At 42.4% G+C, this 13,722-nt stretch carries 17 protein-coding genes and 1 pseudogene; 11 read left to right on the top strand and 7 right to left on the bottom strand.

Features of this window, described 5'->3' with window-relative positions; genetic code table 11:
* Window positions 1-8 precede the first annotated feature (8 nt).
* The 4 genes from LJE08_RS02070 (at window position 9) to LJE08_RS02055 (ending at window position 2,491) form a co-directional block, all read left to right on the top strand.
* The gene (locus LJE08_RS02070; RefSeq protein ID WP_021419846.1) at window positions 9-191 is read left to right on the top strand and encodes a DUF4316 domain-containing protein; all 183 of its coding nucleotides are present in this window, start codon (window positions 9-11) and stop codon (window positions 189-191) included.
* Window positions 191-532, top strand: coding sequence for a plasmid mobilization relaxosome protein MobC (gene mobC / locus LJE08_RS02065; protein WP_021419845.1), 342 nt, complete (start codon window positions 191-193; stop codon window positions 530-532). The genes LJE08_RS02070 and mobC overlap by 1 nt, the downstream gene beginning before the upstream one ends.
* A 170-nt stretch (window positions 533-702) precedes the next feature.
* The gene (locus tag LJE08_RS02060; RefSeq protein WP_021419844.1) at window positions 703-996 is read left to right on the top strand and encodes a CD1845 family protein; all 294 of its coding nucleotides are present in this window, start codon (window positions 703-705) and stop codon (window positions 994-996) included.
* Window positions 997-1,075: 79 nt separating this feature from the next.
* Window positions 1,076-2,491 carry a relaxase/mobilization nuclease domain-containing protein gene (locus LJE08_RS02055; protein WP_306666103.1) on the top strand — a complete coding sequence of 472 codons (1,416 nt, stop codon included), beginning with the start codon at window positions 1,076-1,078 and terminating at the stop codon, window positions 2,489-2,491.
* A gap of 168 nt (window positions 2,492-2,659) precedes the next feature.
* Here the strand turns inward: LJE08_RS02055 and LJE08_RS02050 are convergent, their stop codons facing one another.
* On the bottom strand, window positions 2,660-3,025 hold the full coding sequence (locus LJE08_RS02050; protein WP_306666100.1) for a helix-turn-helix transcriptional regulator: 366 nt from the start codon (window positions 3,023-3,025) through the stop codon (window positions 2,660-2,662).
* A 177-nt stretch (window positions 3,026-3,202) separates the two neighbouring features.
* Here LJE08_RS02050 and LJE08_RS02045 point away from each other — a divergent pair, with 177 nt between their 5' ends.
* The 6 genes from LJE08_RS02045 (at window position 3,203) to LJE08_RS02020 (ending at window position 8,814) form a co-directional block, all read left to right on the top strand.
* Window positions 3,203-4,252, top strand: coding sequence for a helix-turn-helix domain-containing protein (locus LJE08_RS02045; protein ID WP_227402294.1), 1,050 nt, complete (start codon window positions 3,203-3,205; stop codon window positions 4,250-4,252).
* A complete protein-coding gene (locus LJE08_RS02040) occupies window positions 4,249-5,304 on the top strand; it encodes a hypothetical protein (RefSeq protein WP_227402293.1) in 1,056 nt (351 codons plus the stop codon). The genes LJE08_RS02045 and LJE08_RS02040 overlap by 4 nt, the downstream gene beginning before the upstream one ends.
* A gap of 467 nt (window positions 5,305-5,771) precedes the next feature.
* Window positions 5,772-6,194, top strand: coding sequence for an RNA polymerase sigma factor (locus tag LJE08_RS02035; protein WP_227402292.1), 423 nt, complete (start codon window positions 5,772-5,774; stop codon window positions 6,192-6,194).
* Between the two features lie 510 nt (window positions 6,195-6,704).
* On the top strand, window positions 6,705-6,908 hold the full coding sequence (locus LJE08_RS02030) for a hypothetical protein (protein WP_021419835.1): 204 nt from the start codon (window positions 6,705-6,707) through the stop codon (window positions 6,906-6,908).
* A gap of 131 nt (window positions 6,909-7,039) precedes the next feature.
* Entirely contained in the window at window positions 7,040-7,216 is a 177-nt protein-coding gene (locus LJE08_RS02025) for a hypothetical protein (protein WP_021419834.1), read from the top strand.
* Between the two features lie 89 nt (window positions 7,217-7,305).
* A complete protein-coding gene (locus LJE08_RS02020) occupies window positions 7,306-8,814 on the top strand; it encodes a recombinase family protein (protein ID WP_116705534.1) in 1,509 nt (502 codons plus the stop codon).
* A gap of 69 nt (window positions 8,815-8,883) precedes the next feature.
* Here the strand turns inward: LJE08_RS02020 and LJE08_RS02015 are convergent.
* From LJE08_RS02015 to LJE08_RS14970, 3 genes and pseudogenes are all read right to left on the bottom strand, one after another.
* A pseudogene (locus LJE08_RS02015) lies at window positions 8,884-9,426 on the bottom strand (DUF4230 domain-containing protein); the annotation flags it as partial.
* A gap of 16 nt (window positions 9,427-9,442) precedes the next feature.
* Window positions 9,443-10,387 carry a nuclease-related domain-containing protein gene (locus LJE08_RS02010; RefSeq protein WP_227402291.1) on the bottom strand — a complete coding sequence of 315 codons (945 nt, stop codon included), beginning with the start codon at window positions 10,385-10,387 and terminating at the stop codon, window positions 9,443-9,445.
* 12 nt (window positions 10,388-10,399) lie between these two features.
* Window positions 10,400-10,531, bottom strand: coding sequence for a hypothetical protein (locus tag LJE08_RS14970; protein WP_255650290.1), 132 nt, complete (start codon window positions 10,529-10,531; stop codon window positions 10,400-10,402).
* A gap of 139 nt (window positions 10,532-10,670) precedes the next feature.
* On the opposite strand from LJE08_RS14970, the gene LJE08_RS02005 reads away from it, so the two are divergent.
* Entirely contained in the window at window positions 10,671-11,189 is a 519-nt protein-coding gene (locus LJE08_RS02005) for a helix-turn-helix transcriptional regulator (RefSeq protein ID WP_227402290.1), read from the top strand.
* A gap of 33 nt (window positions 11,190-11,222) precedes the next feature.
* Here LJE08_RS02005 and LJE08_RS02000 read toward each other — a convergent pair whose 3' ends face one another.
* The 3 genes from LJE08_RS02000 to LJE08_RS01990 are packed head-to-tail and all read right to left on the bottom strand — an operon-like array spanning window position 11,223 to window position 13,721.
* Window positions 11,223-12,011, bottom strand: a complete 789-nt coding sequence (locus LJE08_RS02000) for a Nif3-like dinuclear metal center hexameric protein (RefSeq protein WP_227402289.1) — start codon at window positions 12,009-12,011, stop codon at window positions 11,223-11,225.
* Between the two features lie 38 nt (window positions 12,012-12,049).
* Window positions 12,050-13,318 (bottom strand): neutral/alkaline non-lysosomal ceramidase N-terminal domain-containing protein, encoded by a 1,269-nt coding sequence (locus LJE08_RS01995; RefSeq protein ID WP_227402288.1) that lies wholly within the window; start codon window positions 13,316-13,318, stop codon window positions 12,050-12,052.
* Entirely contained in the window at window positions 13,305-13,721 is a 417-nt protein-coding gene (locus LJE08_RS01990; RefSeq protein WP_227402287.1) for a PTS sugar transporter subunit IIA, read from the bottom strand. Before LJE08_RS01990 ends, LJE08_RS01995 begins: the two co-directional genes overlap by 14 nt.
* Window position 13,722: the final 1 nt, after the last annotated feature.

Here is a 13,722-nt window from a genome sequence, read left to right as displayed (position 1 = left end):
GGATTGCCATGCACGAAAAAGACAACTATTTGAAAACCGCCGAGCTCTCCACGGAGCAGAACTGCAACATGATCGACGGCGTACCCAATAACACGCCCATCCAGCCTGCGCCCCCGGAGCTGGACGCAAAACCGCTGGATAAAGTGAAGGAGCCCAAAGAGCGCAGAAAGGGCCGGGAGCTGGAACGCTGATGGAGAACCGCAAGCGGAATGTCCATCTGCACGTCATGGTAACGCCGGACGAGCTGGCGGCCATCCATGAGCGGATGGCCGAAGCGGGCATTTCCAATGCCGGGGCTTATGTGCGGAAGATGGCTCTGAACGGGTATATCCTGCACGTTGACCTTGCGCCCATAAAAGAATTGATCTCTCTGCAAAGGCGCTGTTCCAACAATCTCAATCAGGTCGCCGTACACGCGCATACCTACGGCGTGTACCCGGAGGAAATCGACGGATTGAAGCGGGACTATGAAAAACTGTGGGGCGAGGTGTCAAAGGTGCTGCGGGAGCTCTCCGAGCTGGTGGCAAAGTAAGACGAGGGCGGCAGGCTTCCGTTGTGTGGGGCTTGCCGCCCTGTTCTTTTTTTACCACTTCGGGCCATGTTGACCCGAAGCTCCGGGACAGGATTCACTAATCTTTCGCAACATTTATGTCCCCGGGCAGGCATGATAAAATAGAGATAGAAAGAATAAAGGAGGTTTTGATGATGAAGATACTGCTGAAAATATTAGTCGCGCCCTTCGCTCTGGCGCTATCCCTTCTGGCGGCTCTACTGGTGTTTCTATTTGATATTTGCGCCTTCCTGCTGACGATTGCCTCCGTGATCCTGGCGGTGCTGGGTATCGCCCTCTTTTTCACGCCGACCCCCATCGGCGGGATTGTATTTCTGTTCCTCGCCTTCCTCCTTTCGCCGTATGGGCTGCAAGCGGCGGCTGGTTCTCTGCTTTGGGCGCTGGACGGAGGCAAATCCGCTCTGTATCGGTTTCTGGCAAGTTAAACAGCCTCGGGCCATGTTGGCCCGAAGTCGGGGCGGTCTGGACGGGCTGCCCTTTTTTCATAGAAGGGAGGGATGATTTCTGGCTACCACAACTTTGTTGCAGCGCCATGCGGGCGAAGGCGAAACGATTGCCGAGGCCATCCGGGATTGTCTGGACTATGGTAAAAACCCGGAAAAAACAGAAAGCGGAAAGTATATCTCCGCTTATGAGTGCGACCCTGCCACCGTGGCGGACGAGTTTCTTTTGGCGAAAGCCAGCTATGCCGCCATGACAGGCCGGGAACAGAAAAAGGCCAATGATGTGCTGTGCTATCAAATACGACAGTCCTTTTATCCGGGAGAGATCACCCCGAAGGAGGCGAACCGTATCGGCTATGAGCTGGCTATGCGCTGGACGAAGGGGCGGCACGCTTTTATCGTTACCACGCACACAGACCGCCAGCACATCCATTGTCACATCTATTACAACTCCACCACCCTTGACTGCACCCGGAAATTCCGAAACTTCTGGGGCTCCAGCTTCGCCCTCCGGCGGCTCTCCGACAGGCTGTGCCTTGAAAACGGGCTGTCCATCGTGGAGAACCCGAAGCCCCGGAGCAAGGGCAAGTATCGGAACTATGGGGAGTGGCAGAAAGAACGGAAAGGCCCGCTTTCGTATCAGGACCGGCTGCGCCTTGCCATTGATACCGCACTGGCGGAGCGCCCCGCCGATCTGGACGAATTTCTCGGTCTGATGAAGCGAGCTGGATATGAAGTCAAGAAGGTTCGGGGCGGTGGTATCAGCTTCCGGCTGACCGGACAGGGACAGGAACGCTTTACCCGTCTGCGGGCCTCTACGCTGGGGGACGGCTACGATCTGAAAGATGTTCTTGCTGCCATTGAGGGCAAAGAAAAACGCCCCGGACGCCCGGAGCGAAAAATCAGTCTGGCGGTGGATATTCAAGCAAAGCTGGCTGCCGGTAAGGGGCCGGGCTACGAGCGGTGGGCGAAGGTGTTCAACATCAAGCAGATGGCCGCCGCCCTTGCCTATATACAGGACAACGGCCTGACTGATTATGAGCAGTTGGCGCAGAAAGCCACCGAGGCAACCGACCATTTTCATGCGCTTTCCGAGCAGATCAAGCAGACGGAGCAGGCCATGAAAACTAATGCCGGGCTAAAGGCCGCAACGGTCCAGTATGCCAAAACACGCCCAGTCTTTGAGCAGTACAAAGCGGCAAAGTACAGCCGGAAATTCCTTGCGGAGCATGAGGCGGATATTGAACTGTACCGGGCGGCACAGGCGGAAATGCGCCGTCTGCTGGGTGGGGCGAAGCTCCCGAAAATGGATGTGCTGAAGGAGGAAGGCCGCAAGCTGACGGCAAAGAAAAAACGCCTCTATGGTGAGTACCAAAAGGCGCGCCGGGATATGCAGGAGATCGTCACCATCAAGGCAAATATTGATACTCTGCTGGGCTACACCGAGCCGGGCAGAAAGCAGGAAAAGGAGCGTTGAGGTTATGAAAACAAGAAGCAAAGCGACGCAAATACTTCGGGCCATGTTGGCCCGAAGATACGGGTTTGGGGCGAGCCCCAACAAGCAGCGTCCGGGCCTTTGTGGCCACGGAGGCATTGCTTGCCACTTAGCGGCACCCCTCAAAATAGCATGAAAAAACGGAGGCTCTTACTCCTGAACCTCCGTTTCTCTGGCTTTCTTGAGCCCTTCGGCTGTGGCCTCCATAACAACAAGCTCTTTCTCATTCATCGAGCTTAAAAGCACATCAATGTGCTTTCTGCAACTGTTCTCTCCACGCTGACCTTCTGTATAGAAAAACTGATCTACGGAAATGTCGAACAGAGTGACGAGTTTGAAAAACAGATTGAAACTGGGGTACTGGCCTTTGTTCTCAATGTTCATAATGGTGCGGTCAGTCTTGCCGACCAGCTCCGCCACATAGGCTTGCGTCCAGCCCTTTTCCTCTCTGGCCTGTTTCAGCGCCAGTCCGAGCCCATGAAAGTCAAACCTTCTTTCGTCTTGGTTCATTCTCATATCACCCTATATCATTGTACATTTCGGGTTAGATTATGAGAATGTAGTACAATTTGATGTATAGTAATATTCTATTTCAGTTGCTTGTAAGTTGATTTTTTATCGTTATAATTAAACAAGGGCTCAATTGTGTGGTATATGGAACTTATGATAATCTTAATATAGGTGGAGGATGACATGAAAATTAACCATATTATTAGAGAAAAACGGAAACAAATAGGTTTGACGCAAGAAAATATTGCAGAGTATTTAGGTGTTTCTATTCCTGCGGTCAGTAAGTGGGAGAATGGGACGACTTATCCTGACATTACGCTGCTTCCTGGATTGGCCAGATTATTGAAAATAGATGTGAATGAACTTCTCTCTTTTCACGAAGAACTGTCCGATATTGAGATTGAGAGATTATCCAAACAAATCATTCATGAAATAGTACACTCGGGCTATGTTTCAGCGTATCGAAAAGCCGAAATGATTATGAGGGAATATCCAAATTGTAATAAGCTAATATATTCTTTAACGCAAATTCTACAACTGCATCTTTCCATGCAAACGGACGAGATTCAGGAAAAATATACAAAACAAATTTATTCTCGTTTTACAGTGCTAGCCGGTTGTGCTGATTCAGAGATAGCAGAGCTATCTTTAATAATGTTATGTCAGAAAGCTATTGAGGACAAAGACTATGAGGAAGCTGAACAATTGATTGAAAACTATCCGCACACGAGTATTGACATACGCTACATACAGGCAAATCTATACCTATCACAGAATGATTATGACAGAACATATGAAATATATCAGACTTTATTATTTGAAAATGCCAACAACCTTGTAAATGCCTTGACGCAACTTTGCCAAATGAAACTTACTGAACAAAATTATAGCGATGCTCATGTTTTGGCTAACTTAGCGTGTCTTACTGCAAAATCATTTGAACTTAATGACTATATTGCAAATACAAGTAAGTTGTTGGTTGCTATTGAGATGCAAGATAAAAAGAAAACCTTAGAAATTTTGGCTCAAATGTGCAGCGGACTGAAGCATACCCCATCGCATCAATCCATGCTGTATTCCCATTTGAAATTTGCACAATATGACCAATATAAAGAATATACACAGATAACCAAGGCGGTCTTGCAGCAGGATAAAATGCTTGACTTTGTCCGTAATAATCCTGAATTTCAGAAAATATTATGTGAATTTGAGTTTGAGGAAAAAATAGAATGAAAAAAACAGAATTTTATAAAGTAAAAGCAGCAGATAAATATTTACTTGAGGTAAAGTTGGATTACCCAGAAAATCCCAAAAGTGTTGTTATCCTGTGTCCGGGAAGCGGTCCAAATACTTATGATAACCATAGAAAAGCTGGTGACATTGAGTTTAATTACTTTGATCTGTTTTCAGACGAATTGTACAAAAGAAATATAGCTTTTTGTCGTTGGAATACTCGGGGATGTATCTTGTCTGATAATCCTCCAGATTATGTTTCTATTGACCCGGAAGGATATGCTACATATTATCCTTCAAACTCCATTGAGGATATTTTGACTATAAAATCTTGGGTGCAAGGCTTATCACAATTTAGAAAATCTCAAATAATATTGATGGGTATTAGTGAAGGCGCAACACTTGTTCCATTTGCCGCTGCAAAGTGTGCAGATTTAGCCGCAATTCTGCTTGTAGGTTTTTCTTATGAAAATATGAAGGATACACTGGAATGGCAGTTGACTGGCGGAAGTTCTATGGTAAATATATGCAAGTTTTTTGGGTGTACAGAAAAAGGATATGTTGACAAGGCTGATTTTGTTCGGGATAAGTATAACATTCGACCATATCTATTTGAAGGCGTAACTTTTGAAGAATTAGATCTGGATAAAGATGATAAACTCACGAGAAACGATTTTGCCTTGCAAATGGCTGAATATAGGCACAACGTATATCAAGCAATTGAAAAAGAGGATGACGAGTGGTTAATAAAAAACTATGTTGTTCCAATAACTGCAAAATGGTGTAAAGAACATTTTGCGCTGCCACCCGTGTCAAATGTCCTATGTTCACTAACAATTCCAATATGGATATTTCAAGGATGTGATGATGCTAATATTCCCGCATCTGATATAATCAAAATCCAGAGTGATTATTGCAGAACAGGTCAAGATAAATTACATATTCTTACTTTTCCAAGACATGACCACGATCTAAATTATATGGAATATCCACTTTACGGGAAAATATCAAAAGGACTCCGTGCTCTATTTAACACAGCACAAAACATTTAAGTGACATGCCGCCCAACGGGATAATAAAAAAACCGTTGTTTCGGCGGCTGGATATTCATGCGCCAAAACAAAATACAGTAGCCTTACGGCGGTTTTGAAATAACAATTTCAAGCCGTCGTTTTCTTTTTGAAAATGAGAATACGGAGGGTGTATTAAAGTCGCCCTTTTTTAAGAATACGGCGGTGTCTGGGAGGTATCGCTGTGTCCTTTTTCATTTTCCACCCACCTAACCTGTCAAAAAAAGTTTGCCAACGCAACAGGATCAGTTCGACGGTAGACATGAATTTTGGCAGCACATAAATGAATATATTATTTCATGCGTCCGAGCGGCCTTGTGCCGCCCGGGCGTTTTTGCGTTCTTATGGGACTGCCTCGGGTCATGTTGGCCCGAAGTCATTCCCCGGTGCCGCTCCCCGCCGCCTCTGTTTCGGTCACTTGTCAACCACCAACCGAAACGGAGGTCAATATGGCTATTATCAATCTGCGGGACTACTACCCGTTTTATACATCGGATTGCTTCATGGAAGTATCGGACGAAGTTGCTGAAATGTTCAAAGAATTTGACCGCAAGGAGGCTGCCTACCGGCTGCGTACATACCGCCATAAAGCCTACTATTCCCTTGATCGGGATGATGGGCTGGAGCATGAGGCTATCTTTGTCGCACTTTCGCCCCATGAGCTGTACGAGCGGAAAGTTACCATGCAGGAGCTTCACGCTGCTATTGCCAGCTTGCCGGACAAACAGGCAAAACGGATTTACGCTCACTTCATTCTTGGCATGACGAAGCAGGATATTGCCCGGGCAGAGGGTGTCAATGAGAAAGTAGTCCGTGTGGCAATCGAGCGCGGTCTGCGGCACTTGGAAAAAATTTTGAAAAAATCTTTGTGAGGTGTACCGATTTAGGCCCAAAAATGAAATGGCTTATGAGAGGCAAAACACTTCGGGTCAAGGTGGCCCGAGGTTCGGACAAGCCCTCATGCAAATCGAAAACTGAATAAAAAGGCACCCGGATACGAAGGGAAATGCGCTGTGTGACAGGCCCGCCACGACCTCTGCTTTTAGAGAATACAGTCTCTATAAAACAGGGCGAGCGATCAGGCTCATGCCATAGGTGGGGCAAGGCTGGCTCCACCGGAACAGGCACATAACCCGGATACTTGCGTTTAGTCACAGTCCGAGCGTTGAAGCGGCCTTGCAAGCCGTGAGCCGTCGCAGGCAATGAGAACGCCTTGCCATCAGAATGGGGAGAGTTGAAATACTATGGGGCAGAAAGCCTATGTCCGTCCGGTGTGTCTGTAATGTAGTAAAAACCTGTGGGGAGCCCTCTGGCAATGCTGTCTGATGATAGGCCAACCAATCCGGCGGGGCTCCCCATCTTTTTTCTCAAAGGAGTTTCTTATGGAAAATGCGTTTGGGATGTTTCCCGGTTTTGAGCCGGATGAATGGAGCAACGACGCCTGCCGCGGCTATGTCATCATGGCAATGGAGGACTGCGGCTTTTCAAAGAAGGATATTCGTCGTGTTGTGGGACAGCTTTATGAAGTCTTTGATCTCAACAGTGTGGAGGACGCCAAACAGAAGTTCCACTCCAGTCCGTACTGACCTCGGGCCACATCGGCCCGAAGTGGAGAAAGCTCAAAGGGCGGCACCTGCGGGTGCCGTCTTTTGACATTTCCCCACAGGACAAGAGGGAAACGCTGGCAAGTACACCCATTCTGAAAAGGAGGTTTTCAATGACACAGGCCGTCACATATCAACGAGAAACAAAGTCTGTACCCTTTCAAGGGAAAACCATTGTGCTGGAAAGCCTCACGCCGGTACTTTCCCCGAAGGAGAAGGAGCAGCGCAAAAAAGAAATTGAACGCCGTCTTTACGAGGTGTTCAGTAAGTACGGGGACAGGTTTCACTAACCATTCGCAACATTGTTGTCCGGGGCTACTGATAGTATAATATAGTTGTAAGGTTGGTAGCTCCATTCCAACAAGGAAAGGAGCCCAATATGGAATTTATCAGAGAAGATTGCATTTATGCGAGACAGTCAGTAGACCGTAAGGACAGTATCAGCATTGAAAGTCAGATTGACTTCTGCAAGTACGAATTGAAAGGTGGGAGCTGCCGGGTATTTAAGGACAAAGGCTATTCCGGCAAGAATACTGACAGACCGGAGTTTCAAAAGTTGCTGGGCGAGATCCGCAAGGGAAAGGTTCGGCGGGTCATCGTGTACAAGCTGGACCGGATAAGCCGCTCTATTCTGGACTTTGCAAATATGATGGAGCTGTTTCAAGAGTACGATGTAGAGTTTGTATCATCCACGGAAAAGTTTGATACCTCGACCCCGATGGGACGGGCCATGCTGAACATCTGCATTGTATTCGCCCAGCTTGAACGTGAGACAATCCAGAAGCGCGTCACGGACGCCTACTATTCCCGGTGCCTGAAAGGCTTCCACATGAGCGGGCAGGCTCCATACGGCTATCAGTTGGAGCCCACCGTGGTAGAGGGTATCCGTACAAAAAAGATGGTTGCCGACCCCGTAGCCGCCGACCATGTACGGCTGATGTTTGAGATGTACGCCGAGCCGGAAACCTCTTTCGGAGACATTACCCGCTACTTTGAGGAACAGGGTATCAAGATTTACGAAAAGTCAATGGTTCGGAGTTTCCTTTCCCAGCTTTTACGGAATCCTGTTTACGCGCAGGCCGACTTGGAACTGTATGAGTTTTTCAAAAGCCAGGGCGCGGCGATTGTCAATGACGCTTCCGATTTTGCCGGAACAAACGGCTGCTATCTCTATCAAGGGCGGGATGTGAAGGAGGACAAGGACAGGTGCCTAAAAGACCAGATACTTGTTATCGCTCCCCATGAAGCATTGATCCCCTCTGACACATGGCTGAAATGCCGGAAAAAGCTCATGGCTAACACCACCTTCCAACAGGGGCGGAAACCGAAAAACACTTGGCTGGCCGGAAAAATCAAATGCGGGCATTGTGGGTATGCGCTGAAAGCTACCCATGTACCAAACAGCACAGGCTATTTCCGCTGCACCAAACGGACGGAAAACAAAGGCTGTCCGGGCTGCGGGAAAATCCGCAAAGAAGAATTTGAGCAATTTATTTTCTCGGCCATGCAAGAGAAATTCAAAGATTTTCAGATACTTCACGGCAAAGAGGAAAAGGTCAATCCGAAGCTGACAGCCTATCAAGTAGAGTTGGCACAGGTGGAGGCAGAAATTGAAAAGCTGCTGGACACGCTGACCGGAGCCAATGCGACCTTGCTTGCCTACGCCAACAAGAAAATCGAAGAACTGGACACCCGCCGTCAGACTATTTCAAAAGCAATAGCCGATTTGAGCGTCGAAACCATATCACCCCAGCAGATAAAGAAGCTGTCCTATTATCTCGACAACTGGGAGAGCATAGATTTTGACGACAAAAGAAAAGCCGCCGATGGCTTGATTTCTACAATCAAGGCCACCAGCGACCGTGTTCAGATAGAGTGGAAAATCTGACATTTCCGCTCTATCGCCCCTCATTTCTATTTTATCTCGTTTGTACCCCTTGTACACCGATGCTTGAGCTTCTTGAGGCAATTCAGACTGCAACGCTGCTTCATTCAATCTTTTCTGAAGTTCCCTTTGAGACTTGTTTAAATCCTTGTCATCTACTGGATTGAAAATAGTTTGATTCTCATTAATACTCTTATAAGTATCAAGCATCAAATGCGTTTCTACCTCTTGCTTTGGAGCCTTAACTGTTACTACCTTAGTTAATGTATTGGCAGTAGCCTTAGTCTGGTCCAAATCATAAGTAACAGTAGATTTCGCACAACAATCATACTCAACAGAATTGTCATACCACAATGGAACAGGTCCAACCATAGCTTGTGATGTAGCAACATCTGTATCATGAGCTTCTGTTTCAGCAACAATCAACTTACCCTTTTTCTCAATCTCAACATTAATAGTATTAACCTCTTCCTTTGGTGGATTCGCAAGTTTATATATTCCAATGCTCAAAAAAGAAATAACCAACACAGCTATCGTAATAAAAACTCCCTTAATCTCTGGATGCTTTTTAATAAAAGAAACATCCTCATAATCTCTGTCATCTAAATAATTCATTTTGTTTTCCTCCTATTTAATATGAAACATGCTGTGTAGTAGGCATGTTGAATAAGCTGTGAATTGCTGTTCTAAAACGAGTAAATAAACCATCTTCAACTGGTTGATCATAACCTTTGATTTTCAGGTATGCATCCACAAAAGCTTCTTTAAACTCTTGTACATCCATTTCAAAAGGATAGTACTCATTCAAATCTTTGCCTTGGATATAATCAGCCATCTGCTGTAAATGCTTAGTGAATTGAATCACTCCAGTACCATAAAAATCATCAATCAAATGAGGTAATCTAGATAAGAAACAAACTCTAAATCCACGATAATCCTTCTTGATTTGAATTCGATTGTTTGTGAATACAACAACCTTTTCAATTCTCATATTCTCATATCCAGCATCCTTAAGAAATTGTTTAATGATTTTAGCTCTAAAATCCATCTTAGCACCTAAGTGACTATCAAAATTTTCATATCTACCAACCTTGTACATGTCACCAGCCTCATCAATATAAACATCTCTCTTGGAATTCTTAACCTCAACAATCGTTGCCACACCCTGTTTCAATACAAGAAAATCAATCTCTGTCTTGTGAACACCATCTGACAACTGAAGATTTCTTAGAACAACATGATTGGATTTCATATAACCCAAATATTGTTCAACCCTATCTTCACCAGTAATCCCAGACTGTTGAGCACGAACATGATTTGAAAATATAGAAGCCAATCTAGACAACTTTTTCAATTCTTGATTCGCTACATTTCCAGCCCTATTATTCATGATGTGCAAACGCTTCATAATATATGACATATGAACATATTCAGCCGGAATATCCAAACCATCTTCAAACACAATCTGAGCCATCTCTTCTCCTAAAAGATCCATCTCTGGAAGAAGTTCTTCTCTAGAATAAACATTCTTACTTAAACCTTTCAAACTACTTAATAAACCTTCTCTATTCATCATTTTCTTTTCCTCCTACTTATTAGCATTACTCTCCTTTTTAAACTCCGACACATCCTTTACATGCATCTCATTCGCCAACTTTCGATTCCTTTCAATCTTCTCTATTAAACGAATCATGCGTAAACGATTATCAACAGTTTTCATAACTAACACCAATCTTTCTTCTTAATATCTTCAAGCATCTATATCATAGTTTCATTGGAGCATTTTCTACAGACAAAAGAATGCGTAAAAAAACACACTTTTTCGCACTTTTTGCGAAATACGAAATGAAGGCATAATAATGAGTGAACAAAACAAAAAGGAGTTTCAAACTCCCTACGAAGAATATCGAGTTAAAGCTGGATATACCAGAGAAAGTGCTAGTGAAGAACTAAATGGCATTTCACCAGACAAAATCTACCGAATTGAAAAAGGTAAACAAACGGCTGCACCAGATATTGTTCTACAACTAGCAGATTTGTATCACGCACCTGAACTATGTAACTATCACTGCACACACAAATGTGAAATTGGACAAAAATACATTCCACAAGTAGACGTACAAGATTTACCAAGCATTATATTAAGTACAGTCGCAACACTAAATGATATCCAACCATTAGTAAATCGATTGATTCAAATCACAATGGACGGAAAAATATCGGATGATGAAATCCCAGATTTTGCTCTAATCAGCACAAAACTAGACGATATCTCAACCGCATCTGACGTATTAAGACTATGGATAGAAAAAACAATCCAAGTAAACAAACTCAATGGAACATTATTCTATGAAGAAGTAGATAAACTAAAAAAATAAGCAAATTCGATTTTGAATTTGCTTTTTAATATACTATTTAAAATATGAAATTTTAAAACCTTCTTCCAAATACTCAACATTAAGATCAGGAAGTTTATCATTAAAATAATTCACCATGTTTTTTAAACCACCAATCTCACAACCCGCATGATTCACTACAATCATTGGTAAATCATTATCTATCGCAAATTGAGCATCCTTATAATTTGTAATTCCATCATCCGCCACAATAACTACATCAGGATTGAATTCTAACATTTCAAAAATATTCGTTGCTGCACCAGTCCCCATAGCCAAATGTGATACTTCTTTATTTACATCTCCAAATACATAAACTCCCTCTTCACCATCTTCTTTTAATACATTAGCCACATGCGTTGCTAATTCTGAAACAGTTTGTTTAGGAATATTTGCAGATTGATAATATGAGTTAATCACTCTATCCCTAAAATCAAAGCCAAGCTTTTTAGCCCATACATCACTCACACCATATTCAGGAATAGAATCCCAAACATCATGACAACGATATACACAAATATTTCCTTTTTTCAGCAATTCTTTTTTATGATCAACAGACTCAAGTGATTTTGTTTCTAGATAAGTTCCAGTCGTATAGAATAAATTCTCATGAGAAATAATAAAATTAATTCCCTTTTCCAATGCCTGTTCAATCACCTTATTTGTTGCCACCCAACAAACACCAATCTTCTTTACTTCCTGATCCTCATTTCCAAACAAAACACGATCACGAGTACAACGATTCCAACGTACCCAAGTACCTTCTTGTTTTAAAATTTCAATTACATCTCTAATCTTCATCATTTTACCTACTTCCAAATCAAATATACTCATCAATAGGACTAACGCATCTCATTGATTTTTTTATGAATACAGCTAATCATATACTCACTCTGCCCTTTCTTAAAAGGACTGCTCAATGCTTCATACACATTATTATCATATCCATTTTCATCACTAAAATACCCAAAATAACCATTTGAATATGACGCAAAGTATATATTCTCCTGGTTTTTAATCGTATTTGATAGTTCCGAAAATAATTCTCCTGGCACACAAACAATAAACATATCAAAAATTTTCCATATTTGTATATTTACAGATATTGCACAAATTTCTTCAGGAAAATACTTAGAAAAATAATAACTTGCCGTTGCACCTTCATACCTTGACTCATATAAACGTAAATATTCTAGATTCGAATTGTTTTGTTTATATTGCTCTAATTCTCTCAACGCCATTATCAATTCTTTTTCTGCAACTTTAGGATTTTTCTTCACCTTTGTGCTTAAATCAACAGTAAAATTATTGACTTGAACATCAAACACATTTACCGCATATAACGAACAAGATTCAATCTGTGTAAAAATCAAATCTCCAATACGATTTAATTCTTCAGTGCCATTCTTTTTACGGGTGAAACGCGTAGAAATATCTCCTGCACTTCCATTGATAAACATTGCAAAATAATAACCTTTTGAACTAAATTTTTGATTAACTACTCCAGGAAAATCAGCACTAATCTCAACATTTATTTGATTTAAAATAGTCGGATGACACGCAAAATTATAAATCAATATTTTCTTTCCTTGTTTCTGTTTAACTTCTAAAACAAATAAACTCGGATCTCCTTTAAATGAAGGATTATTTCTATTTGAACAAACCTCTGTAATTGTTCCAAAAGCTCTCTTAACTTCCACATCTTTTATATCATCAAACGCCTCTTCTACAGCCAATACAGTATCATTTAGTATGGATTTCATTATTTGAATATTTGTTCTACAAAACAAATATTCATATCCATTAAAGATACCTTCATTGGTTTTTAGACAACCACCAACGCTAGAATGCGTATGAGTTGCTGAAACAAAAATTCTTTCCTTGGGAATATTAATTTTCTTATACAATTCATTTAATAAAAGATCATCCACCGCAATTAAATCATAATTGATCCATAAATACTGTTCTTGATTAATGTCCCAAACAATAACACGAATTTCAATCGGATCTTTAATTCTTGATGCAACGCGATTTCCTGCAAATCCCGAAAGATTTACAGGAAAATCAATAGTTATATGACTTTTACTAAATCCAGCTTTACATAAGGTCATCCATATCCTCTTCTTCAGATTCATCTAATAACGGAGCAATGACAGAATCCTTACCTACATTCACTATATAATCTACGCAGTCTGAAAGACTTAGATTTTCTCTTTGCATCAAAAGTTCTAAAATCATACCTAGATTCATTCCTGCAACCACTCGAACATTTGAATATTTTTCAGACAATAACATACCTTGATTAAAAGGCGTTCCACCTAGAATATCAGTAATTATAATATTGTCTAGATTTGAATCTAATAACGATTCAATTCTTTCACCGAAGACTTCCGCAATATCTTCTGCTCTTAAACAAACGCTATGAAAACATTCTGGCTTTCCATATAGCATAGACACGGAATCAGCCATACCCTCAGCTAAAGAACCATGACTTGCCAAGATAATATTAATCATT

Origin of the sequence: Holdemanella sp. DFI.5.55, assembly GCF_020593575.1 — a bacterium.
In the GTDB taxonomy this organism is placed as follows: domain Bacteria; phylum Bacillota_I; class Bacilli_A; order Erysipelotrichales; family Erysipelotrichaceae; genus Holdemanella; species Holdemanella hominis.
Note: the sequence above shows the minus strand (reverse complement) of the source record. Positions and strands in the feature narration are given on the sequence as shown.